Source organism: Flavobacterium ginsengisoli (assembly GCF_029625315.1).
Taxonomy (GTDB): Bacteria; Bacteroidota; Bacteroidia; order Flavobacteriales; family Flavobacteriaceae; genus Flavobacterium; species Flavobacterium ginsengisoli.
This window is the reverse complement of record NZ_CP121110.1, coordinates 5,187,921-5,211,876: the sequence shown is the minus strand read 5'-3', so window position 1 is coordinate 5,211,876 and position 23,956 is coordinate 5,187,921. Positions and strand designations below refer to the sequence as shown.

At 33.6% G+C, this 23,956-nt stretch carries 19 protein-coding genes and 3 pseudogenes; 12 read left to right on the top strand and 10 right to left on the bottom strand.

The genetic code is table 11. The features are described 5' to 3' along the window. The first annotated feature begins 273 nt into the window (after window positions 1–273). The 9 genes and pseudogenes from nirD to P5P87_RS24755 all read left to right on the top strand — a co-directional run bounded on the left by nirD (window position 274) and on the right by P5P87_RS24755 (window position 10,258). A complete protein-coding gene (gene nirD / locus P5P87_RS24795) occupies window positions 274–651 on the top strand; it encodes a nitrite reductase small subunit NirD (protein WP_278020964.1) in 378 nt (125 codons plus the stop codon). Between the two features lie 244 nt (window positions 652–895). Further along, window positions 896–1,480: a DUF4202 domain-containing protein gene (locus tag P5P87_RS24790; RefSeq protein WP_278020963.1), complete on the top strand. Its 585-nt coding sequence runs from the start codon at window positions 896–898 to the stop codon at window positions 1,478–1,480. A gap of 5 nt (window positions 1,481–1,485) precedes the next feature. Beyond that, the gene (locus P5P87_RS24785; protein WP_278020962.1) at window positions 1,486–3,294 is read left to right on the top strand and encodes a PAS domain-containing sensor histidine kinase; all 1,809 of its coding nucleotides are present in this window, start codon (window positions 1,486–1,488) and stop codon (window positions 3,292–3,294) included. A gap of 497 nt (window positions 3,295–3,791) precedes the next feature. Further along, complete coding sequence (locus P5P87_RS24780) at window positions 3,792–4,451, top strand: response regulator transcription factor (RefSeq protein WP_198856357.1); 660 nt, start codon at window positions 3,792–3,794, stop codon at window positions 4,449–4,451. Window positions 4,452–4,547: 96 nt separating this feature from the next. After that, window positions 4,548–6,033: pseudogene (locus tag P5P87_RS24775) on the top strand (MFS transporter). A 95-nt stretch (window positions 6,034–6,128) separates the two neighbouring features. Further along, window positions 6,129–7,397, top strand: coding sequence for an alginate export family protein (locus tag P5P87_RS24770; RefSeq protein WP_278020961.1), 1,269 nt, complete (start codon window positions 6,129–6,131; stop codon window positions 7,395–7,397). Window positions 7,398–7,535: 138 nt separating this feature from the next. Then, window positions 7,536–7,901 (top strand): hypothetical protein, encoded by a 366-nt coding sequence (locus tag P5P87_RS24765; protein WP_278020960.1) that lies wholly within the window; start codon window positions 7,536–7,538, stop codon window positions 7,899–7,901. A gap of 144 nt (window positions 7,902–8,045) precedes the next feature. Further along, complete coding sequence (locus P5P87_RS24760) at window positions 8,046–9,626, top strand: SIR2 family protein (protein WP_278020959.1); 1,581 nt, start codon at window positions 8,046–8,048, stop codon at window positions 9,624–9,626. Window positions 9,627–9,634: 8 nt separating this feature from the next. Then, on the top strand, window positions 9,635–10,258 hold the full coding sequence (locus P5P87_RS24755) for a class I SAM-dependent methyltransferase (protein ID WP_278020958.1): 624 nt from the start codon (window positions 9,635–9,637) through the stop codon (window positions 10,256–10,258). A gap of 132 nt (window positions 10,259–10,390) precedes the next feature. Here the strand turns inward: P5P87_RS24755 and P5P87_RS24750 are convergent, their stop codons facing one another. After that, the gene (locus P5P87_RS24750; RefSeq protein ID WP_278020957.1) at window positions 10,391–11,095 is read right to left on the bottom strand and encodes a Crp/Fnr family transcriptional regulator; all 705 of its coding nucleotides are present in this window, start codon (window positions 11,093–11,095) and stop codon (window positions 10,391–10,393) included. Window positions 11,096–11,250: 155 nt separating this feature from the next. Here P5P87_RS24750 and P5P87_RS24745 point away from each other — a divergent pair, with 155 nt between their 5' ends. The 3 genes and pseudogenes from P5P87_RS24745 (at window position 11,251) to P5P87_RS24735 (ending at window position 17,158) form a co-directional block, all read left to right on the top strand. Beyond that, the gene (locus P5P87_RS24745; RefSeq protein WP_278020956.1) at window positions 11,251–14,766 is read left to right on the top strand and encodes a nitrate reductase; all 3,516 of its coding nucleotides are present in this window, start codon (window positions 11,251–11,253) and stop codon (window positions 14,764–14,766) included. A 286-nt stretch (window positions 14,767–15,052) separates the two neighbouring features. Then, window positions 15,053–16,484 (top strand): annotated as a pseudogene (locus P5P87_RS24740) (rubredoxin). A gap of 140 nt (window positions 16,485–16,624) precedes the next feature. Further along, window positions 16,625–17,158: a hypothetical protein gene (locus tag P5P87_RS24735; protein WP_278020955.1), complete on the top strand. Its 534-nt coding sequence runs from the start codon at window positions 16,625–16,627 to the stop codon at window positions 17,156–17,158. A gap of 208 nt (window positions 17,159–17,366) precedes the next feature. Here P5P87_RS24735 and moaA read toward each other — a convergent pair whose 3' ends face one another. The 9 genes and pseudogenes from moaA to P5P87_RS24690 all read right to left on the bottom strand — a co-directional run bounded on the left by moaA (window position 17,367) and on the right by P5P87_RS24690 (window position 23,923). After that, on the bottom strand, window positions 17,367–18,374 hold the full coding sequence (moaA, locus tag P5P87_RS24730) for a GTP 3',8-cyclase MoaA (protein ID WP_278020954.1): 1,008 nt from the start codon (window positions 18,372–18,374) through the stop codon (window positions 17,367–17,369). Further along, window positions 18,361–19,274 (bottom strand): annotated as a pseudogene (gene moaCB, locus P5P87_RS24725) (bifunctional molybdenum cofactor biosynthesis protein MoaC/MoaB). The gene moaA and the pseudogene moaCB overlap by 14 nt, the downstream one beginning before the upstream one ends. A gap of 9 nt (window positions 19,275–19,283) precedes the next feature. Further along, window positions 19,284–19,715 (bottom strand): molybdenum cofactor biosynthesis protein MoaE, encoded by a 432-nt coding sequence (locus tag P5P87_RS24720; RefSeq protein ID WP_198856369.1) that lies wholly within the window; start codon window positions 19,713–19,715, stop codon window positions 19,284–19,286. Between the two features lie 224 nt (window positions 19,716–19,939). Beyond that, a complete protein-coding gene (locus P5P87_RS24715) occupies window positions 19,940–20,095 on the bottom strand; it encodes a rhodanese-like domain-containing protein (protein WP_278020953.1) in 156 nt (51 codons plus the stop codon). 4 nt (window positions 20,096–20,099) lie between these two features. After that, window positions 20,100–21,014 carry a HesA/MoeB/ThiF family protein gene (locus P5P87_RS24710; RefSeq protein ID WP_278020952.1) on the bottom strand — a complete coding sequence of 305 codons (915 nt, stop codon included), beginning with the start codon at window positions 21,012–21,014 and terminating at the stop codon, window positions 20,100–20,102. A gap of 10 nt (window positions 21,015–21,024) precedes the next feature. Then, entirely contained in the window at window positions 21,025–21,264 is a 240-nt protein-coding gene (locus tag P5P87_RS24705) for a MoaD/ThiS family protein (RefSeq protein WP_198856371.1), read from the bottom strand. 2 nt (window positions 21,265–21,266) lie between these two features. Beyond that, window positions 21,267–22,055: a uroporphyrinogen-III C-methyltransferase gene (gene cobA, locus P5P87_RS24700; RefSeq protein ID WP_198856372.1), complete on the bottom strand. Its 789-nt coding sequence runs from the start codon at window positions 22,053–22,055 to the stop codon at window positions 21,267–21,269. Between the two features lie 6 nt (window positions 22,056–22,061). Further along, window positions 22,062–22,631, bottom strand: coding sequence for a molybdenum cofactor guanylyltransferase (locus tag P5P87_RS24695; RefSeq protein WP_278020951.1), 570 nt, complete (start codon window positions 22,629–22,631; stop codon window positions 22,062–22,064). 119 nt (window positions 22,632–22,750) lie between these two features. Further along, window positions 22,751–23,923, bottom strand: a complete 1,173-nt coding sequence (locus P5P87_RS24690; RefSeq protein ID WP_278020950.1) for a molybdopterin molybdotransferase MoeA — start codon at window positions 23,921–23,923, stop codon at window positions 22,751–22,753. Window positions 23,924–23,956 lie beyond the last annotated feature (33 nt).

Below are 23,956 nucleotides of genomic sequence, written 5' to 3'. Positions count from 1 at the left end.
TTAGAAACTAGTTTCTTTTAATTTTCTATTTCTCAAACAACAAACAAAAAAATCTATGTTTCTATGTGTTTAAAATAAAAGCCACAGATTAAAAAGATTAAAAATAAAATCGGCTAAATCTGCCAAATCTGCGGGAGAAAAAAATAGCTCCAAAAAAAAGAAAAAAAATCATTAAACGTTTGCTGTCCTTCTTACCCTCTTTTTTACTGCGCCATCATAACTCTCATGATTGTAAAAAGAGGGCTAAGAAACAGGAAATCAAAACTTATCAAAATGGAAGAAATCTTAAATCAATACGAAACAGTTCATGCGAGCGATGCTACAATTTGGTTCAAAGCAGGTAAAGTAGAAGATTTTCCAACCAACCGAGGCGGATGTATCAAATACAAAAACAAACAAATTGCGATTTTTAATTTTACCCGTCGCAACGAATGGTACGCCTGCCAAAACGCCTGCCCTCACAAAATGGAAATGGTGCTTTCAAGAGGAATGACAGGTTCTGCCGACGATATCCCAAAAATCGCCTGCCCGATGCATAAAAAGACTTTTTCTTTAGTTGATGGTTCTAACTTAAACGGCGAAGAATACAGCATTGCAACTTATCCCATAAAGATTGTTGAAGATGAAGTTTTTGTTGGTTTCATAGACTGATTTATAGGCCACAGATTACACAGATTAAAAGGATTTTTTTTCGCCACGAATTTCACAAATTACACTAATTTAATTCGTGGAGATTCGTGAAATTCATGGCGAAAAAAATTTACACAAGATTAAATCCAAAAAATCCTTTAATCTGTGGCAAAAAACAAAAACAATAATTCGTGCTAATTCGTGAAATTCGTGGCGAAAAAAAACTTAATTCCGTATCTTTGAAATTCTATTATCAAACCAAAAAATGACTACACCTTTTCAAAAAGCAAGCGAATGGATTGATGCCGAAAACGCACAAGACCCAAACATCGAAACCGACCAAAACAAAGAATATCCAAAAGAATTATTGTATTCCAACAGGATGTACGAAAGACTGATGCAGTTTGAACCCAATGCATCCGAAGAAATCCAAATCGCATCAAAAGCACAACACATCTGTCGATGGAAAGTCGCCCGCGAATCGTATCCAATGGATCGTGTTGGTTATTTGAAATGGCGAGAAGAACTGAAAAAATTTCACGCAAAAACTACTTCCGAAATACTAGAAAAAGCAGGTTACGACCAGACTTTTATCGATCGTGTTTCCTTTTTAATAGAGAAAAAATTACTTAAAAAAGATCACGAAACCCAATTACTTGAAGACGTTATTTGTCTGGTGTTTTTAGAATATTACTTAGAACCTTTTGTACACAAACACGACGAAGAAAAACTAAAAAACATCATCAAAAAAACCTGGGATAAAATGTCGGAAAAAGGACATCAGGAAGCCTTAAAAATCAACTATTCTGAAGAAAATCTGAATCTTATAAAAGCTTCTTTAGGACTATAATTCATATGAAGAAAAGCAATCAGGAAGAAGACAAAATCACGTTCAAAAATTTACGTCGTCTGTATTTTTTTGCGCTTCTTACTATTGCCTTAACTATAATTGTAAGTCAGGTTTTAGTACAATACAATCTGAATCAGCAGTTAAGCGACTCTAAAATCATTAATTTCTCGGGAAAACAACGAATGCTGAGCCAGAAAATCGTCAAAGAAGTTCTGATTCTGCATTACGTTTCTGATACCGCTTCCATCAAACAAATTTCGCATTTAAATGAAGTTTTAGCGCTTTGGAAGAAAAACCAAAATGCGCTCGAAAATGGCAGTGACAGCTTGGCTTTTCCAAAAGAAAAATCAGAAACACTTTCTAAATTATATCTCGAAATCAATCCGATTTTCAATAAAATTGCACAAACAACTGATTCCTTTTTACTGAATGTAAAGCAGAAAAAAACAACTGTTGAAAACCAAAAATTCGTAAACATTATTTTAGAAACCGAAGGCGTTTTCCTTTCTAAAATGAATCAAATCGTAACCCAATACGATCTCGAAGCACACGAAAAAGTAACCGAACAACGCCGAATAGAATATTGGATTTTCGGATTCACGCTTTTGGTCTTACTTTTAGAATTCCTTTTCATTTTCAGACCTACAAATAAAAAAATCGAAAGATTAATTACAAGACTTTTATCTTCAGAAAAGAAAGCTTTAAAGCTCGCTTACGACACAGAAATTCTAAGCGAGATCAAGGAAAATTCGGTTAAAGAATTAAAATCGCTCAATTACGCAATGGAAAATACTTTATTGTATTGCCGAATTGCGCCCGACGGTTCGATCATTCACATCGGAGAAAAATTTGCCAAATTGCTGAATTATACCAAGTTTTCATCCAACAAAAAATTCTCCGAAGTTTTAACCGTCGACGAAAAAGAACAAACCAATTTCGACCGCCTAGTTTTCGAAAAACAAAGAAGTGGCTGGCAAGGCGAAATGAGTATTTTAAATAAAGAAAATGAAACCATTTGGCTAGATTTATCGATGGTTCCGGTAATGATCAAAAAAGACGAACTAGAACTTTTAATCGTTTGCTTCAACATCACCGAACGCAAAAAAGCACAGCGCGAAGTGGAACGTTTGAACCTTGAAAACACAACTGAAAAAATCAATCAGCAAAAGATTATTTCAAGCAAAATTGTTGAAAATCAGGAAAACGAGCAAAACCGAATCGCAAAAGAAATTCACGACGGAATCGGGCAAATGCTTACGGGTTTAAAATTCAGTTTAGAAAGCATCAATCTCGATGACAGAGAAAAATCAGAACAAAAAATTGAATATTTAAAGAAGCTTTCGCTTGACATTATTAAAGGTGTTCGCACAGCTACTTTCAACCTAATGCCACCAGAATTAAGCGATCACGGAATCGTTTCTTCATTGGCAAAACTCACACAAGAACTCTCAAAACTAACCGGAAAAGAAATCCTTTTCTACAACAAAACCGATTTCGACCGACGACTAGATTCCCTAATTGAAATCAACATTTATCGTCTCACACAAGAAGCCATCAACAACGCCATAAAATACGCCGAATCGTCCCATATAATCGTCCAGCTATCCCACAGCGAAACACTTTTAAGCATCATCATCGACGACAACGGAAAAGGTTTCGACATCAATTCTGTCCACAAAAAACGCAACAGCGAATCCGGAATGGGACTTTTATTCATGAAAGAAAGAATCCAATACATCAACGGACGCGTTTTCATGAACTCCATTCCAGGCGAAGGAACGAGAATTACATTCAACATTCCGATTCTCAAATGAGATAATGCGTCAATTAGATAATTAAAGTAATTTTAAACATTATCTAATTGACACATTGACTAATTATCTAATTATTTTGTGCGAGCCAGTATTAGAAAAAGTGGGCAAACAAACTTTGTCTATATTCGCCCACTTTCCCCAATACTGTCGGGCTATCCGCTCCGCCGCGGCGGATTGATCCTATCCCTCTCGCAAACAATCGTTTCCAGTATATCATCAAGTACTTTTTGTCATTTCGAGGAACGAGAAATCTTCACAAGTAGCTCTACAAAGATTGCCGATTTAGATTGTGGAGTTACTTGTGGAGATTTCTCGTTCCTCGAAATGACAAACTTGATGTAAAACTTTCTCAAAATTTAGAGTTTCATCGTTGAAATTTAAAATTCTCAACATTAGAAATTTTAATATTGGAATTTAATTTTAAAAAAAGTACGTATATTAGCGTCTTCTTTATAGATGAATATACGTAAAAATCTAGAATCTAAATTAAGTAAATTATGAGTAATATCATTCGTGTAGTATTAGCAGATGACCATGTTTTTGTTAGAGACGGAATCAAATCTTTACTGGAAAACGAAGCAAACATTGAGGTTGTAGGCGAAGCTATTGATGGTGCAGATGCGCTTGAAGTCGTTGCGTCAACTAAGCCTGACTTACTTATAGTAGATATTCGTATGCCTAATCTAACTGGTATAGAGGTAGTAGAAAAACTTAGAAACGAGAAAAACAACGTAAAAATCATCATGCTTTCGATGCACGAATCGGAAGAATATGTATTGAAATCTATAAAAGCTGGAGCTGATGGTTATTTACTCAAAGGTTCAAGCAAAGAAGAATTTTTAAAAGCGCTTCATAGTGTTTCTGCTGGAGGAAAATATTTCAGTGGCGATATCTCTTCTATTTTAATCGGACAATTGACAAATCCGTCTGCATCACTAGAACCAAAACAAACTTTGGGTGAAGAAATGATGATTACAAAAAGAGAAAAAGAAATACTTACTCTTTTATTATCAGGAAAAGGAAACAAAGAAATCGCGGAAGCTTTAGATATTAGTAAACGAACTGCCGAAGTACACCGTTTCAACTTAATGAAAAAACTGAAAGTAAAAAACCTAATGGAACTTTCTAATAAAGCGACTGAATATTCTTTAATTTAAAATTACGTATAAATACGTAATTGTTTTTCAAAAACTGCGTTTTAGCAGTTTTTAACTAAGTTATAGTACTTATTTTTACATAAAAATATAAGTGCTATGAAAAATACAAACTCACTATCGCAATCACACAAAATTTTATTTTTGAACACATTGGCTTTTACAGTGTGTTTTGCCTGTTGGACATTAAATGGAGTTCTGGTAACCTTTTTAGTCGATAACGGAATTTTCCACTGGGATGTTATTCAAGTTGGATGGCTTTTAGGAATTCCAATTTTAACTGGATCAATCATGCGTCTGCCAATCGGAATCTTGACAGATAAATTTGGAGGAAAATATGTTTTTTCGCTTTTATTACTGCTTTGTTCAATTCCGCTGTTTCTCCTTCCTTATGCTGACAGCTTCGCGATGTTTGCTTTACTAAGCTTTTTATTTGGAATGGTTGGAACCAGTTTTGCGGTCGGAATTGGATATACTTCAATCTGGTATCCAAAAGAATGGCAAGGGCGAGCGCTCGGAATATTCGGAATGGGAAATGCTGGTGCAGCCATTACAACATTCTTAGCACCATCATTATTAAACCATTTTTCAATAGACGATCCGCAAAACGGCTGGAAAGTATTGCCTGTTATATATGCTATTTCATTGGTAATAATTGGCATTGCCTTTTTAATTTTCGCACAAAATAAAAAAATAGAAAGTAGCGGTAAATCTATTTCGCAAATGCTTACGCCTTTAAAATCACAAAGAGTATGGCGTTTTGGAGCATATTACTTCTTAGTATTTGGATGTTTTGTGGCTTATTCACAATGGCTATTGCCAAACTTCATGAATGTATATCAAACAAGTTTAGTTATGGGAGGTTTATTTGCAACAATGTTCAGTTTGCCTTCAGGAGTAATTCGTGCATTCGGCGGATATTTATCAGATAAATTCGGAGCTAGAAAAGTAATGTATTGGGTTTTGGGTTCTTCAGTAATTTTGAGTGCATTGTTATCAATTCCAAAAATGGAAATCACCACTTCTGGTCCGGGAATTCTAGCTACTAAAAAAGGCGTTGTAAACGAAATTAGTGATAAAACCGTAAAAGTTGGTGATAAGGAATATCCGATTGCCCAAAAAATAACCAACACTAATGAAAGCACTATTTTTCCAACCACATCAAGTTGGCAAGATGTTGTAGTCGCGCACAATCAAAGCGTGGCTAAAAAAGAACTAATTGCAAGAGGTGTTACTGTGATTAAGTTTGATGCAAATATGTGGGTATTTCTGATTTTAGTAATTCTAATCGGGATTTCTTGGGGAATCGGAAAAGTCTGCAGTTTACAAGCACATTCCAGAATATTTTCCAAAAGAAGTTGGTGTTGTTGGCGGAATGGTTGGAATGATTGGCGGTTTAGGCGGATTTTTCGGCCCAATTATCTTCGGATATTTACTAACGGCAACCGGAATCTGGTCTAGTTCATGGATCTTTATTCTAATCTTTTCAACTGTTTGCCTGGTTTGGATGCATTACACTATAACACAACTATCTAAAAAGAAACAAATCAAAGTAAGTAAGGCAAAATTAGAACCTGCATATTAGACTTAGATTAAAAAAAAATTAGAAATATGATTCCAGTCATAGCAAAACATGGCTTTTTCTTCTAAATTTACCTTCGATAAAAATCTCACAATTTTATGAAAAAACTTAAACTAATTTTAATACTTATCGTAGGATTAAGTTTCAAAATTCAAGCACAAGAATTAGATGTAAACCTTCAACTCAGACCACGTTTTGAGTATAGAAACGGATACAAACAACCACTATCCTATGGTCAAGAAGGAACATCACAAATTTCACAGCGTTCTCGCTTAGGCATTAATTACAAACAAGACGATTTAATTGTAAAATTAACTTTTCAAAATACCAGAACATGGGGGGATGTCCCTCCGGCAACGGTTGCAGATAAAAATGGAGTGGCAGTTTTTGAGGCTTGGGCACAATATAATTTTACTGAGAAATGGAGTGCTAGAATGGGACGTCAGGTTCTTTCTTATGATAATCAGCGTATCTTGGGTGAAATGGATTGGGCACAACAAGGTCAAAGCCATGACGCACTTATTGTAACTTATCAAACTGAAAAACAAAAATTAGATTTTGGTGGGGCTTATAATTCAACAGCAGAAAATGTCGTTCAAACTCCTTATACAGTTGCAAATTATAAAGCTATGCAATACGCTTGGTATCATAATCAATTCAACGAAAATCTAGGCGCTAGCTTTTTATTATTGAATACAGGTTATGAATATGCTCCTAATCCTGCTCCTTCTACTAAGCTACTAGTAGATTACATGCAAACTTTCGGACCTTATTTAACTTATAAAAAAGGTAAAATCGATACCAGCTTTTGGCTGTATGGACAAACTGGAAAAAACACCGATCAACAAGTAAGTGCATGGAATGCCGCGACTAATTTTGGATATAATATTACTAATGCCTTCAAAGTTGGTTTGGGCTACGAATTTTTATCAGGAAAAGATTCAAATGACGGAAGCACGGTAATCAAATCATTCAATCCGATTTTTGGAACTAATCACGGACTTAACGGTTACATGGATTATTTTTATGTCGGAAATCATCTGAAAAGTGTTGGTCTGCAAGATGCTTTTATCAAATTGAATTATAATGTCAATAAGTGGCAATTTGCTTTAATTCCGCATGTATTCTTATCTGCTGCTGATGTAGTTACACCAGTAAACGAAAAATTAGATTCGTATTTAGGAACTGAGGTTGACGCAACTTTTGGATATAATTTCAGAAAAAATATAACGGTAACCGGAGGTTATTCTCAAATGTTTGGCTCTAAAACAATGGAATTTGTTAAAGGCGGAGATACTAGCCATACCAATAACTGGGCTTGGTTAATGATTTCTGTTGATCCGAAAATTTTTAGCTGGAAAAAATAATTTTTCTTGAAAATTAACTTAAAAATTTTACCCTTTTCTCATTTCGAAAAAAGGGTATTTTTTTTGATCTAATAAAAACTCATTATATACTTTAATTATTTATATTTGAATCGATTATGAACCCCCAATTCTATCCTAATGAAACCATTTCTAAAATTGTCTTTGCTGACTTTTATTGTCACGCAAACAGGCATCGCTCAAAAGTACAACGACGCCTTAATTTCTAAAAACTCAGAAATAAATTTTGCGAAAACACAAAAAAGAGGAATTAAAAAAAACAACATTGTTTATTATGTCGAGAATGACTTACAAACCATTTCTGCCTACAAAAGAAGCAAATTGAAATGGCAGACCAATGTAATTTCTGTCTGCGGAAAACCAAAAAAAGGAGAACCTGAAATTAGATATGTTGGTTACAACTCAAACAAACTGCTTATCGTCATCGGAAAACATAATTTTGCTGAAATCGACATTAACAGCGGCGAAACAAAATTTGTTGGTTAAGATTAAAGAAAGATCAAGATTTTTAAAATCTAAAAATTTATAAAATACCCTTTTTCTACTTTGGAGAATGGGTATTTTTTTTAAAATAAATTATAGTTAATAAGTATATTTGGTATTTATCAACCAATTAACCTCTAAAAAAAAATGGAAACATTCACAAACCAATTCAAAGAACATATTGCTAAATTTTCCACTGCTCCTTTTTTATTCATTGGTTCAGGATTTTCTAGAAGATACATAGGTCTTCCAACATGGGAATTATTGTTAAGCGAAATTTGTGAAGAACTAAAATTACCAAAACCTTATAATTTTTATAAATCTAATGCTGACTCACAATTACCAAAAGTTGCTTCCTTAATTGGAAATGAATTTAATGAGATATGGTGGAGTGCTGATGAATTTATTGAAAGCAGGCAAACCTTCGAAACTCTAGCTAATAGTAAATTTTCACCGTTAAAATATGAAATTGCACAAAAAATAAACAAAAATATGCAACTTCTAACGGAAGATATAATTGAAAAAGAAATTAAGCTTTTAAAAAAAATCAATATCGATGGAATTATTACAACTAATTGGGACCAATTACTTGAGAACCTATTCCCTGATTTTAAAAAATTTGTTGGACAACAAGAACTAATTTTTTCAGAACTATTTTCAATTGGTGAAATTTATAAAATACATGGCTGTTCTTCCCAACCAAATTCACTAGTTCTGACTGAAGAAGATTATCAAAATTTCGAAGAGAGAAATGAATATCTAGCTTCAAAACTACTTACAATCTTTGTTGAGAACCCCATAATCTTTATTGGTTACAGCCTAGACGACAAAAATATTCAATCCATTCTAAAATCAATTATTAAATGTTTAACAAAAGAAAACATAAGCAAATTGAAAGATCGTTTAATATTTTGCCAATGGAATTCTTCAGCTACTGACACTACAATAATTGATAGTACAATTCTAATTTCTGACACAGTAATTCCATTGAAACTAATTACCCTGAATAATTTTATTGATGTTTATACTATACTTGCTAACAATAAAAGAAAATTGCCTATAAAAATTTTGAGACAAATGAAAGGAATGGTATATGATTTTGTAAAATCTAATTCTTCAAAATCTAAAATATACGTAGCTGATAATTTAGATGATATTGAAAATTTACATGAAGCTGAATTTGTTTATGGAGTAGGCTTAAAAGATAGATTTGCAGAAGTTGGAATAAAAGGGATAGAATTTAAAGATGTTTTAATAGATTCAATAATATCAAGGAATTGGGATCCACTAAAAATTTCGATTTTATGTTTACCCTCATTAATGGGAACATATATTCCATTTTTTAAGCACCTGAATGCTGCAGGTCTTTTAAACGAATTCGGAAAAATAGACGAAAATAGCGATATCAAAGAATTTTCTCCCGCATTTATAAAAAAAGTAAATGATGTAAAAATAGAGTCTTTTTATCCTTCAAAACATTATGCTAAAAAATTGGATGAAATAAATGAAACTTTTTCATCTTTCCAAGAGCTTCAACAGACAAATAATCAACTACATATATTATTATACACTCCTTTATTATCGCCAGAAAAAATAGATTTAGAACAATTAAAAAATTATTTAGAAGCCAATATAGATTTAATCAACGACAGTAAATTAGGCACACATTTCAGAAAACTTATATGCTTATATGATTATTTATTATTCATGAACATCAAGACAAACTAAAAAATATAATGAATAACAACTGGACTCAACGTTGGGACGACCGTTATAAAAGCGAAGAATTTGCATACGGCGAAGAACCCAACAATTATTTAAAAGAACAAATTGAAAAGCTTAATCCTAGTTCTATCCTCTTCCCAGCTGAAGGCGAAGGAAGAAATGCCATTTTTGCAGCGAAATTAGGCTGGAAAGTTTCAGCATTTGATATAAGTGAAGAAGGCAAAAACAAAGCGCTTCGATTAGCAGAAAACAATAATGTTTCACTTGATTATCAAGTTGGCGAATTGGAAACTTTAGATTTTAAGAAGGAACAATTTGATGCGATTGCTTTAATTTATGCCCATTTTCCAGCAGAAATTAAATCGGATATTCATAAACAGCTGAATGCATTATTAAAAAAAGGCGGTATTATTATTTTCGAAGCGTTCAGCAAAAAACATTTAGAATATGTTACCAAAAATGAAAAAGTAGGCGGACCAAAAGACATTGAATCTCTTTTTTCAATAGAAGAAATCAAAGCTGATTTTCCAAATTATGAAATCATTGAATTAGAAGAAAAAGAAATCGAACTCAGTGAAGGCTTATTTCATAACGGAACGGGTTCTGTAATTCGATTTATTGGCAGAAAAAAATAAATTACACTCGACGGAGACGCATGCGGTAAAGACGCACTGCAGTGCGTCTCTACAAAAAAATCAAAATTTTTACATCAACATAAAACCTTAGCATCTTAGCATCTTAGAATCTTAGCAACTTAGAACCTTAGATTAAAAATACTTATGCTCCATAATTTCAGATCGCAATTCTGAAATTCCCAAAATTCCAACACGTTTCCCTTCGGTTTTAATCAAAGCTTCTTTTTTAAGACTTGATAGAATCCGAATCGCTTGTTCTTCTGTTGTTCCTGCAAAATCTGCGATTTCCTTTCGCGAAAGCTCTATATCAATCAAACCATTCTTTTGTCCAAACTTACGATGAATATAAAGCAACAAATCAATTACACGTTCGCGAACATTCATGTGAGCGATCTTGCGAATATTATTTTCACTTTTGTTTAATTCTTCGGCATAAAATAACATTAAAGCATATGTGAATTCTGGAATGTGCTGTAAAATTTCCATCATGGTTTCATTGCTAAAATTACACAAAACAGTATCTTCAAGAGCATAGGCGCCAATCAAATAGCGTTTGCTCGTTCCAAATCCACGGAAACCAATAATATCTCCGTTTGTGGTTAAACGAACGATTTGTTCACGACCGTTAATTCCTGTTTTTACCGTTTTGGCTTTTCCTTTACATATAAAGTAAAGTCCTTGCAATGGTGCACCTTCGGTAATAAAACGATTAGATTTTTTACAGATTATATTCTGTTTTTTAGAAATATAAGTTGCCATCTGATGTAAATGCAAGTGTTTCTTTATAAAACAATTCTCATTTGTACAGGAATAACATACTGCTTGCTCTTCTTTCATGAGTTCTAATTTTTAGCACATTCAAAACTAATTTGTTGTTCCTCATTTCTTTTTATCAAAAGTAAAAAAATAAACCAAAAATTAAGTATTAATACTTAAAAAATACTTATTTTTGTCTCAACTTAAGTAAGTGATTTATTTAAAACCGAGAAACGATGCAAAGTACTAAGATCAAAACTACCTGTTCCTACTGTGGCGTTGGCTGCGGTATAATCGTGACTAACGATGCTAAAAATGGTGTAATGGTCGAAGGCGATAAAAATCATCCTGTAAACAAAGGAATGTTGTGTTCTAAAGGAATGAATCTGCACTACGTAGTTAACGATACTTCCGACAGAATTTTATATCCAGAAATGCGAGGCAGTAAAAATTATCCGCTCGAACGCGTGAGTTGGGATACAGCTCTTGATCGCGCTGCTGCAGTTTTTACTTCTATTATAAAAAAACACGGACCCGACAGCGTTGGTTTTTATATTTCTGGACAATGTTTAACCGAAGAATATTACTTAGTCAATAAACTGGTAAAAGGTTATTTCAAAACCAATAACATCGATACCAATTCCAGACTTTGCATGAGTTCTGCTGTTGTGGGGTACAAAAAAACTTTCGGAGAAGATTCTGTACCCATTGCTTACGACGATATCGAATTGGCAGATACTTTTTTAATTACAGGAGCAAATCCTGCTTGGTGCCACCCTATTCTTTTCAGAAGATTGGAAAAACACAAAGAGAAAAATCCGAAAACTAAAATAATCTGCATAGATCCAAGACGAACAGATACTGCCGTATTCTCCGATTTACATTTGCAGATTATTCCGGGTTCAGATATTATTTTATATCATGCTATCGCTAGACGAATTATCGAGAAAGGTTATGTAGATCATGATTTTGTAAAAAATAATGCTGAAAATTTCAAACAATACAAAGACTTAGTTTTAGGAACTTCACTTGAAAAAGCCTCAAAACTTTGTGGAATTTCTGTAAACGACATCAAACTTGCCGCTGATCTTATTGGAAAAGCAAAAGGATTTATCTCGCTTTGGGCAATGGGATTAAATCAAAGTGCCGTTGGAGTTGATAAAAATACGGCTTTGCTAAATTTATCTTTATTAACAGGACAAGTTGGAAAACCAGGTTCTGGGCCATTTTCATTAACAGGTCAACCCAATGCAATGGGCGGACGCGAAGTTGGTGGAATGGCAACACTTTTGGCAACACATAAAGACATTGCAAACCCTACACATCGCAAAGAAGTGGCAGATTTTTGGGGTGTTGATGAGATTTCAGATAAACCAGGTTTAACAGCGACGGAAATGTTTGAAGCTTTAGAATCAGGAAAAATGAAAGCGGTTTGGATTATTTGCACGAATCCGCTAGTGAGTTTACCCGATTCTAGAAGAGCCGAAAAAGCGCTTCAAAACGCTAAATTTGTAGTCGTTCAAGATATTTCGCATAATGCAGATACAGCCAAATTTGCCGACTTATTATTGCCTGCTGCGGGTTGGTTAGAAAAAGAAGGAACGATGACCAATTCGGAACGTCGTATTTCCTATCTTCCAAAAGGAATCAATGCACCTGGAGAAGCACTTCCTGATATTGAAATCTTAATTCGTTTTGCTAAAAAAATGAATTTCAACGGATTCAATTTCAACAGTGCCGAAGAAGTTTACAAAGAACATTGTGCACTTACAAAAAATACTAATATTGATATTTCATTCTTAAATTATAATCGTTTAAAAACTGAAGGCACTTTTCAATGGCCAGTTCCAGATTATAATCATCCAGGAACTCCAAGATTGTTTACAGATAAAAAATTCTATACGCCATCTGGAAAAGCAATTTTTAATCTGCCAGTTTCTATCGAAAATACATCAGTTCAGCCAAATGATGAATTCCCTTTTATTTTAACAACAGGAAGAATTCGAGATCAATGGCATACGATGACAAAAACTGGAAAAGTATCTAGATTACTAACACATATTCCAAGTCCTGTTTTAGAAATAAATCCTATTGATGCTTTTAAAAACGATATTAAAAATGGTGATATTGTCGTAGTTTCAAGTAAAAATGGAGAAGTTCGCGTAAAAGCGAAAGTCACCGATACAATCAAAGAAAAAGTTCTTTTTCTGCCGATGCACTGGGGAAAACAACTTGAAAATGATTTAAATCGAACCAACAATTTAACGAATACGGTTGTTGATCCAATTTCAAAAGAACCTGACTTTAAGTTCACAACAGTTTCAATTAAAAAATACGTAAAACCATTTCAGAAAATTGCGATTGTTGGTGCTGGAGCGGCTTCTTTCCGATTCATTCAAAACTATCGTGAATTCAATTCAACCGATGAAATTATTGTTTTTTCGAATGAAGTAAATCCGTTTTACAATCGTGTTTTGTTGCCTGAATACATGACGGGAGAATTCACTTGGGAACAGCTTTTAAAAGTTAAAGATGGTGAAACTTTCAATAAACTAAAAATCACCATGAAAGCAGGAGTTTCTATTGATAAAATAGATCCAAAACAAAAAACAATTATAGATAGTCAAGGCGAAATTCACACTTTCGATTCGTTGATTATGGCAACTGGAAGCCGTCCTTTCGTTCCCGAAAATGCACAGCTTCATCTTCCTGGACGTTTTACCGTTAGACGAAAAGAAGATGCTGATCGTTTGAAAAAACATTTAGCCAGTACCAATCTTCCCCCAGAAGAACAGCACGTTGTCATTATCGGCGGCGGATTATTAGGATTGGAATTAGCCGCAGCTTTAAAACATAAAAAAGTAAAAACAACGATTATTCAGCGCGCTTCGCGTTTGATGGAGCGTCAGTTAGACCGAATTTCAAGTAAATTATTGGCTGAAGAAGTGCAACTTAGAGACATTCAGATTTATTTTGATAATGAAGTCAGCACTGTTTTTGAAACTGATAATCCAAACGAAATCGAAATTGCTTTAAAAAGCGGAAAAATCATTACTGCAAATGCAATTGTATATACAATTGGAACAATTCCGAATATTGAAATTGCACGCGAAAGCGGATTAGCTTGCGGACGTGGCGTGAAAGTAAATCAGTATTTACAAACTTCAAATCCAGATATTTTTGCCATTGGAGAAATAGCAGAATTCGAAAACAAACTTTTCGGAATCACTTCTGCTGCCGAAGAACAAGCTAATATTCTTGCAAATTTCCTTGCTGGTGATATTAGCAGTTATTACAAAGGTTCGATTTTAATGAATATTTTGAAATTAGAAGACATTAATCTTTGCAGTATTGGCGATCTTACCATCCCAGAAAATGACGATTCGTACGAAGAAATTGTTTTTACCGATTTAAAGAAACGCTATTACAAAAAATGCATCGTAAAAGATGATCTTTTGGTTGGTGCCATTTTAATGGGAGATAAAAATGAGTTTGCCGAATTCAAAACGATGATTGAAAGCAAAATCGAACTATCAGACAAACGAAATACGCTTTTGAGAGGAAGCTCAAATGCAAAACCAGTTTTAGGAAAATTAGTTTGTTCATGCAGTCAAGTTGGAGCTGGAAACATTGAAGAAACCATTAAAAGCGGCGTGAACGATTTCACCGAATTATGCAAAAATACGGGCGCAGGTTTAGGATGCGGAAGCTGCAAAACAGAGGTAAAGGAAATATTGGCAAAATGTAAATAGTTTTCAGCTTATGTTGCTTGTTGTATTACTTTAAACATAAATTTTAACGCAAAGAGCGCAAAGTTTTTTCGCAAAGTATATTTAGTTTATCCTTAACTAAGGAGGCAAAATTCGCAAAGCTTTGAAAAAAAATCAAAGTATTGCTTTGCGAACTTTTTTCGATAGAAAACAATTTTACGCACAGCATATAAACCTTAAAAAACTTTGCGAAAAAACTTTGCGCTCTTTGCGTTTAAATCAACACAATCCGCAGACTTAAAACCTGAAACTTGAAACAAAAACAAAAATGGAACTAACAAGATTAATAGTAAAAGGAGGCGTTATTTCGCCAGGGGAATTACAAGAAGTTGTAAATATCGCTTTGGAAGAAGGTTTGGATTCGATTTCGTTTGGTTCTAGACAAGATATTATTTTTCCGAAAGGATTTAAATCTTTGGACAAAACCACTTTAGGAAAACATCATTTTGTTTATCCAGATCAAAAAAGCGGTAACAATATTGTTTCTTCTTATGTTTCGACTGATATTTTTAGAAACACCAATTGGCTTACAGGAAACCGTTTTTTATATGTTTTGGAAGAATTTAAAGAACAGCCAAAACTAAAAGTCAACATAACCGATCCGAAGCGAGCAATTGGTTCCTTTGTTTACAGGACATTTAAATTTTATTGCGTCAGAACACGAAGATTATTGGTATCTATATGTTCGTCTTCCAAAATGGGAAAAAATGGAAATCTATCCAGTTTTACTTTACAGCTGGGATTTGGCCAAGATTTATTACGAAATTGAGAAAATCTCCGAAGAAGAATTTATTGATATAGAAATGCTTTTCGCTTTAGTGAGCGAAGCTTTAGATACCAACAATAGAACAATCGACAAACCGTTGAATATTCCGTTTTATCCGTTTCCGTATTACGAAGGAATGAACAGAATGGGAATTGATCAATATTGGTTAGGATTGTATTGGCGAAATAATTTATACGATTTAGATTTCTTGAAAGAAATGTGCGATTTATGTTTTGAATGCAAAATCGGGAAAATCTGCATCACTCCTTGGAAATCTTTCATTATAAAAGGAATTCCGAAAGATCGAAAACTAGAATGGGAAAAATTCTTAGGGAAACGCGGTATCAACGTTCGTCATTCTTTATTGGAATTAAATTGGCATTTGCCTGTAGCAACAGAATGGGCTTTGAATCTAAAAACTTTCTTAGTTCGAACATTAGATCAATTCGATATCAGTACTTATGGATTGAATTTCGGAATTTCAGAATACAATCGTGATGGGCATTATTTCACTTCGATTATTATCGAAAAAAACGAACTTCCAACAGCTTTAGAATCCATCAAAATCAGGGATACCTATAATGTTTTGTTTGCAAAGAATTTTGACCCAAATACACGAGAATATATTGTGCATTCTCAAGATATAGATAAACTGGAACTTCCGACAATTTTAATTGAGCTAAGCCGAAAATACTTTGAAGAACTTGGAAATTCGACCTCAGAAGCAACTGAAAAACTGCAGAAAAAAGAAAAACCGCAATTAGATATCTATCAATGTCAGGAATGTTTAACACTTTATAATTCTGAATACGGAGACGAAACTCAAGGAATTCCTAAAGGCCTTTTATTTGAAAATTTGCCAGAAACCTATTGCTGTTCTCTTTGCGAAGCACCAAAAAACAATTTTAAAATCCTAGAAGTAATTGAAAATTAATGAGTTCTAAAAAAGCATCGCGTTTTGTATTCAAAAATTACGTATATTTAGCTTAACTAAGAATTTCGGTTCAAGCATTATACTTCAAAAGCTTTAGAGCCACTTGGTTAAGATCTATTTACTCAATAAAAAATACAATTATGATAAAAAGAAATCCATCGATTTCTGCTGAAAAAACCACAGATGCTCCAGCAGAAACAGCTGTAGAAACCACTACAGAAGTACAACCAGAAACTAAGACAACGGTTAAAAGAACAACAAGAACTGCTACAAAAGCACCTGCGGCAAAAGCGACTACCTCAAGAACTACAGTCGCAAAAGCACCGGCTGCTACTGTAAAACCGGCGACTAAAACACCAGTAAGAGCGGCTTCTAAAACTACCCCAAGAGCAACGGTAAAAAAAGTAGCCGCAACTCCTGCAAAAAAAGAACCTATCGTTTCTGAAATTGTAGAAATTAAAACCAATGATGTTTCAGAAAGCAAACCTGTTGTCACTGTAGAAAAAATTGGCAAAGAAAAAAACGATATAAAATCAAAGCTTAAAGCAAAACTAAAAGCCAAAAAGGAAAAGGATAAGAAAAGAGAAAAAGCAATTAAAGCAGTTATCAAAAAATTAGAAAAAGCTAAAAAAGAGAAACTAAAAGTCAGCTGCGAAGAAAAAAGAAAAAGCTAAAAAAGCAAAAGATAAAGCTAAAGCTAAAAAAGTTGCGGCAAAGAAAGCTGTCGCTCAGAAAAAGGCTAAGGCAAAAACTAAAAAGAAAAAATAGTATTCTGAGAAAGGTTTGACTTTTAAAAAGTTAAGCCTTTTTTTCTTTTTAAAAATACAGTTTTGTCATTTCGAGGAAGGAGAAATGACAATATTTTGTGAATTCTCGAGAAACCTAACCTCCAATCGCAATCATACTGCGATTATCAAAATGAAGTGTTGGATCATTTATTTCATTAACTGTTGACATTCCTGCTCTAACTTTCTTTTTGTTTTGAATGGATTCTGAAATTAACTCAGTAATCGATTCTCCATTTCTAAAAGCAGTCAGTAAATCGGTTTCTGAATTTGAGAAAAGGCAGTTTTTTATTTTTCCGTCAGCCGTCAAGCGGATGCGATTGCAGCTGTCACAAAACGGATTTGTTATGGAACTAATAATTCCGAAATCACCTTGAAAGTTTTTTATTTTATAATTTCTTGAAGTGAAGTTTTTTTCGTCTTCTAATTTTTGAATTTCTTTTGATGAAAATTGAGTTTCTACTAAAGATAAAATTTCTTGTCGCGAAACCATTTTACTCCTGTCCCACTCGTTTCCAGCAAACGGCATAAATTCGATAAATCGAACAGAAATTGGCAGAAATTGAGTCAGTTTTACAAAATCTACAATTTCAGTATCATTAAAACCTTTTATCAAAACCACATTTACTTTTACCTGAAAATCGTTATTCAAAAGCAAATGCAGATTATCAATTACTTTCTCAAACTGATTTCTAAGCGTTATAGAATGAAATTTTGAAGCAACTAGGGTATCTAAACTCAAGTTGATTTTCTTAATATTAAATCGCTTTAAAACCTCAATATGGCGGTCAATTAAAATTCCGTTTGTAGTAATCGAAAGTGAAATTTCTAATTCTGACAATTTAGACACAATTTCAGGAAAATCTTTTCTGAGCAAAGGTTCACCGCCTGTTAATCGTATTTTGTCAACACCATTTTTCACGAAAGTCTGGGCAATGGCAAAAATCTCATCTGCCGTCATTAAACTAGCTTTTGGAGATAAAGCGATTCCATCCGCAGGCATGCAATACGTACAACGCAAGTTGCATTTTTCCAACAGCGAAATGCGCAAATAATTATGCTTGCGCCCGAAACTATCAGTCAAAATAGTGTTAGAGGCTGTCATGATTTTTTCCTTTTAAAATATGAAAGACATGCATTACATGCGGAAAAACAGCATCCATCGATTCTCTTACTCCGTTTGTTGATCCGGCAAAGCCAAAACCAAAGTTTTGCCTAAAGTTCCTGCAACACTTCGAGAAAGCATTGCATAAGGCATTCTCTGTTGTCCATAATTTCGGATTGCTTCTTCAATTCCTGGAATTCTGCTTTCTAAAATTGGCTCTAAAGCTTCAGGCGTAACATCTCTAGGAGACAAACCTGTCCCGCCCGTAAAAATAACCAATTGATTTTCTTTGGCGAAAGCCTTAGTTTTTTCCTGAATAATAGCTAATTCATCTGGAATAATCTCGTAATGAGAAGTTTCAACTCCGTACGAATCTAATTTTTCTACTATTGTTTTTCCAGATCTGTCTTCTTTATCACCTGCAAAAATCGAATCGGAACAAACGAAAACTGCGGCTTTAATTACATTCGGGAATTTATTTTTAAAAGACGATTTTCCGCCTTCTTTATTGATTAATTTGATGGTTGAAATTTCGATTTCTTTGTCAATTGGCTTTAACATATCATACATTGTAAGCGCTACAATCGATGCGCCATGCATGGCTTCAACCTCAACTCCTGTTTTGTAAACAGTTTTTACTTTGAAAATAATATGAATATCTAAACCTTCGATATTGTATTCTACAGCAGTATATTCAATTGGAAGCGGATGACAATCTGGAATAGACAAATGCGTATTTTTAACCGCAAACAATCCTGCAGTTTTTGCCATTTCGAACACGTTTCCTTTTGGCACTAAATTATTGACAACAGCATCAATTGTTTCTTGTTTGCTTACTTTTACAATTGCGGTTGCTGTTGCGACTCTTAAAGTGCTTATTTTATGCGTAATATCTACCATTATAATTTCTTACGTATTTTGTTTCCAAGTGAATGTATCATTTTCAAACATTTCTTTACCAAAAATCGGCACATCGGTTTTTATCCAGTTTACAATTGCTTCTGTGGCTTCATAAACCTGTTTGCGACGCGTTGCCGAAACAAAAACGAACAAACAGATTTCGCCTGCTTTTACAACGCCCAAACTGTGGTAAATGTGCATGCAAGTTAAATCGAATTTGGCAAAGGCCTTTTCGCGAATGGCATACAAAGCTTCATTTGCCATGTCTTTATAGGCCGAATAATCGATTGCTACGACTGTGTTATCATGAATAACATCGGCACGAACTTGTCCCAGAAAAATATTATGCGCTCCAATCGTATGTTTTGATTGATGTTTAGTGATTGATTCTGCAATAAACTCAGGAGCAATTGGTCCTTCTACAAATACATTTTTACTCATTTTTTTTATGTTTTTTTTGCCACAGATTATATGGATTAAAATGATTTTTCTTTTGCCACGAATTACACGAATTTTCACGAATTAAAACTCAATATTGTCATTTCGACGAAGGAGAAATCTTCGCAAGGAACTCCTCACAGTAATTCGCCATCTTTGTCGAGCTACTCGCGCAGATTTCTCCTTCGTCGAAATGACAAACTAGACGAACATTTTAAAACCTATGATTATATTTTTATTTCTTGTAATAACTGCTTCATTGCTAAAGCGCCTCCAGCAATGCTTTTTATATTTTTAAATTGATATTTTTGAAGCAATTCGGCCGCAATTTTGCTTCTAATTCCAGATTGGCAAAAAACATAAATAGTTTGATTTGAATTCAATTTTTTAATTTGATTTTCTAAATGCGAGCAACGGAATTTGAATACTATTTTTCAATTTGATTTTTGGCGCTTCATCTTCATTTCGAACATCTAAAAAAAGAACCTCATCGTTTTCTATTTCATTCAAAAGAAATTCAAATTTTACTTCTTCAATCTGATTTTCAGATGAATTGTATTTCTGTTCGAAATCTTCTTTGTTCATTTCTAATTTTGAACTCTTTTCGAAATCATACTTCTGCTGTTCGTTATTTAAAATAGTATAAACCAGAATTTTTCCACTCAAAACTTCACCAACTCCAAGAATTATTTTTAGAACTTCATTGGCCTGAAACATTCCGATAATTCCAACGGAAACTCCAATTACGCCAGCATCTTCACAATTTGCCGCATTCGAATTTTCATCAGGATACAAACATCTGTAAGTTGGTCCGTATTGATAATTGAAAACTGAAACTTGTCCTTGGAATCTAAAAATAGATCCGTAAACCATTGGTTTATTGCTCACTAGACAAGCATCATTAATTAAGTATTTTATCGAAATATTGTCTGTTGCATCAACAATAATATCGTATTTTTCGAACAATGAAATTGCATTTTTTCCAGATAATTTTTCTTCAAAAACATTCACTTTCACTTCCGGATTCAGTTCTGAAAGCATTGCTTTTGCTTCTATAACTTTTCTTTTTCCAACCGCCGAAGTTTTATAAATTACTTGTCTATGAAGATTGGAAACTTCAATAAGATCATCATCTACAATCCCAATTTCGCCGATTCCTGCAGCAGCTAGATAAGGCAGAATTGAAGCGACCAAACCTCCAGCACCAATTACCAAAACTTTAGATTTCAGTAATTTGTACTGACCAATATCTCCAATTTCAGGAAGTATAATTTGTCTCTTATATCGTTCCGTTTCACTCATAAAATTGTTTTTAACCTCCGGCAAATGGCGGCAATAAAGCCACAATATCGCTAGTTTTCAATGTATAATCTACTTCTTTTGAAACTATTTTTTGATTTACTGCAACGCTAAAAGTTAGTGATTCGAACTCATATTTTTGGCTTAAATTCTGCAAAAGTCTCTGCAATGATAATTCTTCTGAAAAAGATAATTTTTCAAATTCACATTTTGTTTTCTCAGCAACAGCTCCAAAATATTTAACCTCGATCATTTTTATAAATTTAAATTTTGAAAAATGAATTCATCATCAAAATGCTCCTGAAAATATTCTGTCAGTTTTGATGTGTTTTTCACCACTTCACCAATCACGATAATCGCAGGTGATGAAATATTCTTTTCGGATACCAATTTAGTAATTGTACTTATAGTTCCGATTGCTTTTTGTTCTGAATTTTTTGTTCCGTTTTGAATAATTGCGACTGGAAGGTCGTCATTTCTATTCTCTTGATAAATCGAAATAATCTCATTTAATTTATGCATGCCCATCAAAATAACCACAGTCGCAGCCGATTTTGATGCTAAATGAACATCTTTTGATAATTCGTGATTTGAAGTTGTTCCCGTTATAACCCAAAAGCTTTCAGCAATTTTACGTTGTGTCAAACTGATTCCAGCTGTTGCTGGAACGCCCAAAGCAGACGAAATTCCTGGAACGACAGCGGTTTCTAAGCCAAATTTTACCGCGTAATCAATTTCTTCGCTTCCTCTTCCAAAAATAAAAGAATCTCCTCCTTTTAAACGAACCACATGTCCGTGAAGATTTGCCATTGAAACTATCAAATCGTTAATTTGATCTTGCGTGTAGGCGTGACAGCCTAAACGTTTACCGACAAAAACAATTTCTGCATTTGATGCATATTCTAGCAATTCTTCGTTTACCAGAGCATCGTACAGAACTACATCGGCGCTTTCTAAAGCTTTAATTGCTTTTAATGTAATCAATTCAACATCGCCTGGACCTGCGCCTACTATCGTCAATTTTGGTGTTTTTGAATTTCGCATAGTCTTTTAAGTTAAATTGATATTTAGATCATTCAATTCGTCAGCCGAATTAATATTGGTTAAATGGAAGTTTTCACTTTCTTCTATATTGATGATTTGATGAGGCAATTTTGCCAACAAATCCATCATTTTTAATTCATTCGAATCAATTGCTTCTTTAATGGTCGCAACAATATTTTTGGAATAAATTCCAATTAAGGGATGTGTTTTGCTTTCGGATGCAAAAACTGTTATCTCAGCTTCTTTGGTATGTTTTGAAATTAATTCTTGCAATAATTCTGTTGAAATTAATGGAATATCACAACTTAAAATCAGATTAAATTTGGTTTCCGAATGTGACAATGCCGTGAAAATTCCGCCTAAAGGCCCTTTATCTGCAATTAAATCGGGAATTTTTTCATAACCCAAATAATCGTATTCTTTTGATGATGTAATCAATTTAATTCGATCCGTAATAGGCAAAATCGCCTGAATAATGTGTTCGATAAATGGCTTACCTTGAAACAAAACCAATCCTTTTTCTGACTGCATTCTGGTGCTTTTTCCTCCGCAAAGAATAAATACTGATATTTTCATGGTTTCTTTCTTTTTCAGGTTTCAAGCTATATGCTTTATTTATAAAACGCTTTTCAATATTAGAAATAGAATTGCTGTTCTCTTTCTATTTGTTTCTTTCTTCTATCTTTCTACAAAATTTAATCAATTGGCAGAATCGTTACCGATGAACCTTTTTTTATGTTTTCAACATCATGCGGAACGATTACTAACCCATTCGCTATAGCGAAAGTATTTAGCATTGCCGAACTTTGTCCTTCTAGAATTTCAGCGCTGCTTTCATTATATAATGCTTTTAAGAAAAGTGTTTTTCCTGTAGTATTAGTAATCTGATTCTGTAACTTACGGACAATTTTTGGCAAATGCGTATTAGAAAATCCCATTTTGTTTTTAACCGCAGGATATACGTAGATATAAAAATTAGTTAATGACGATGCTGGATTTCCTGGTAAGGCAAATACCAAAGTATCTTTTTTAGCACCAAAAAACATGGGTTTTCCAGGTTTCTGATTGATTTTATAAAAAAGCTCTTGTACTCCATTTTTCAATAATGCTTCTTTTACAAAGTCATAATCGCCAACCGAAATTCCGCCAGAAATTAATACAATATCATTCTTTTTAAGGATGGACTGTAATGCTTTTTTAGTCGCTTTTAGATTGTCTTTAACGGTATGAACTTTAACTTTATTAATTCCGATTGTCTGAAGTGCAGCTTGCAACATTACTGAATTGCTTTCGTAAATTTTTCCTTTTGGAAGTTTTTTTCCTGGTTTTATCAATTCATTTCCAGTAATCAAAATGGCGATTTTGGGCTTTTTATAAACTGTTATTTCTGTAATTCCTAAACAAGCTAAAAAACCAATTGCTGCAGGAGTAATCAATGTATTGGCATCAAAAACAACATCTTCAGCATTAATCTGTTCACCTTTATTTCTTACGTTGGCAAAAGCTTCTGGTTTTTTGGCTATCAAAATCGAATCTTCATTAGCCATAACATGCTCTTGCATTACAACAGTATCTGCATTTTTAGGAACATAAGCTCCTGTAAAAATACGTACTGCTTCATTTTCTTTTAGTTTTATATTGTTATGATCTCCCGCTTTAGAAGTTCCAACCACATCAAATTGATGCCTAATAGAATGTGTAAAAGCATAACCGTCCATTGCTGATTGGCGAAACGGTGGCATTGAAATAGGCGAATAAACTGTTTCTGCCAAAATATATCCTAACGCTTTACTCACCGAAATTTTCTGCGTTGATAAAACCGAACTATTTGCCGCAACAATTTCTAAGGCTTCTTTTACTTCTATCATTTTCTTTTTAATTATAAAACTAAGTAAAAATAC

Coding starts and splice junctions, on each gene's coding strand:
- nirD (WP_278020964.1), top strand. CDS start 274: ATGGAAGAAATCTTAAATCAATACGAAACAGTTCATGCGAGCGATGCT.
- P5P87_RS24790 (WP_278020963.1), top strand. CDS start 896: ATGACTACACCTTTTCAAAAAGCAAGCGAATGGATTGATGCCGAAAAC.
- P5P87_RS24785 (WP_278020962.1), top strand. CDS start 1,486: ATGAAGAAAAGCAATCAGGAAGAAGACAAAATCACGTTCAAAAATTTA.
- P5P87_RS24780 (WP_198856357.1), top strand. CDS start 3,792: ATGAGTAATATCATTCGTGTAGTATTAGCAGATGACCATGTTTTTGTT.
- P5P87_RS24770 (WP_278020961.1), top strand. CDS start 6,129: ATGAAAAAACTTAAACTAATTTTAATACTTATCGTAGGATTAAGTTTC.
- P5P87_RS24765 (WP_278020960.1), top strand. CDS start 7,536: ATGAAACCATTTCTAAAATTGTCTTTGCTGACTTTTATTGTCACGCAA.
- P5P87_RS24760 (WP_278020959.1), top strand. CDS start 8,046: ATGGAAACATTCACAAACCAATTCAAAGAACATATTGCTAAATTTTCC.
- P5P87_RS24755 (WP_278020958.1), top strand. CDS start 9,635: ATGAATAACAACTGGACTCAACGTTGGGACGACCGTTATAAAAGCGAA.
- P5P87_RS24750 (WP_278020957.1), bottom strand. CDS start 11,095: ATGAAAGAAGAGCAAGCAGTATGTTATTCCTGTACAAATGAGAATTGT.
- P5P87_RS24745 (WP_278020956.1), top strand. CDS start 11,251: ATGCAAAGTACTAAGATCAAAACTACCTGTTCCTACTGTGGCGTTGGC.
- P5P87_RS24735 (WP_278020955.1), top strand. CDS start 16,625: ATGATAAAAAGAAATCCATCGATTTCTGCTGAAAAAACCACAGATGCT.
- moaA (WP_278020954.1), bottom strand. CDS start 18,374: ATGACAGCCTCTAACACTATTTTGACTGATAGTTTCGGGCGCAAGCAT.
- P5P87_RS24720 (WP_198856369.1), bottom strand. CDS start 19,715: ATGAGTAAAAATGTATTTGTAGAAGGACCAATTGCTCCTGAGTTTATT.
- P5P87_RS24710 (WP_278020952.1), bottom strand. CDS start 21,014: ATGAGTGAAACGGAACGATATAAGAGACAAATTATACTTCCTGAAATT.
- P5P87_RS24705 (WP_198856371.1), bottom strand. CDS start 21,264: ATGATCGAGGTTAAATATTTTGGAGCTGTTGCTGAGAAAACAAAATGT.
- cobA (WP_198856372.1), bottom strand. CDS start 22,055: ATGCGAAATTCAAAAACACCAAAATTGACGATAGTAGGCGCAGGTCCA.
- P5P87_RS24695 (WP_278020951.1), bottom strand. CDS start 22,631: ATGAAAATATCAGTATTTATTCTTTGCGGAGGAAAAAGCACCAGAATG.
- P5P87_RS24690 (WP_278020950.1), bottom strand. CDS start 23,923: ATGATAGAAGTAAAAGAAGCCTTAGAAATTGTTGCGGCAAATAGTTCG.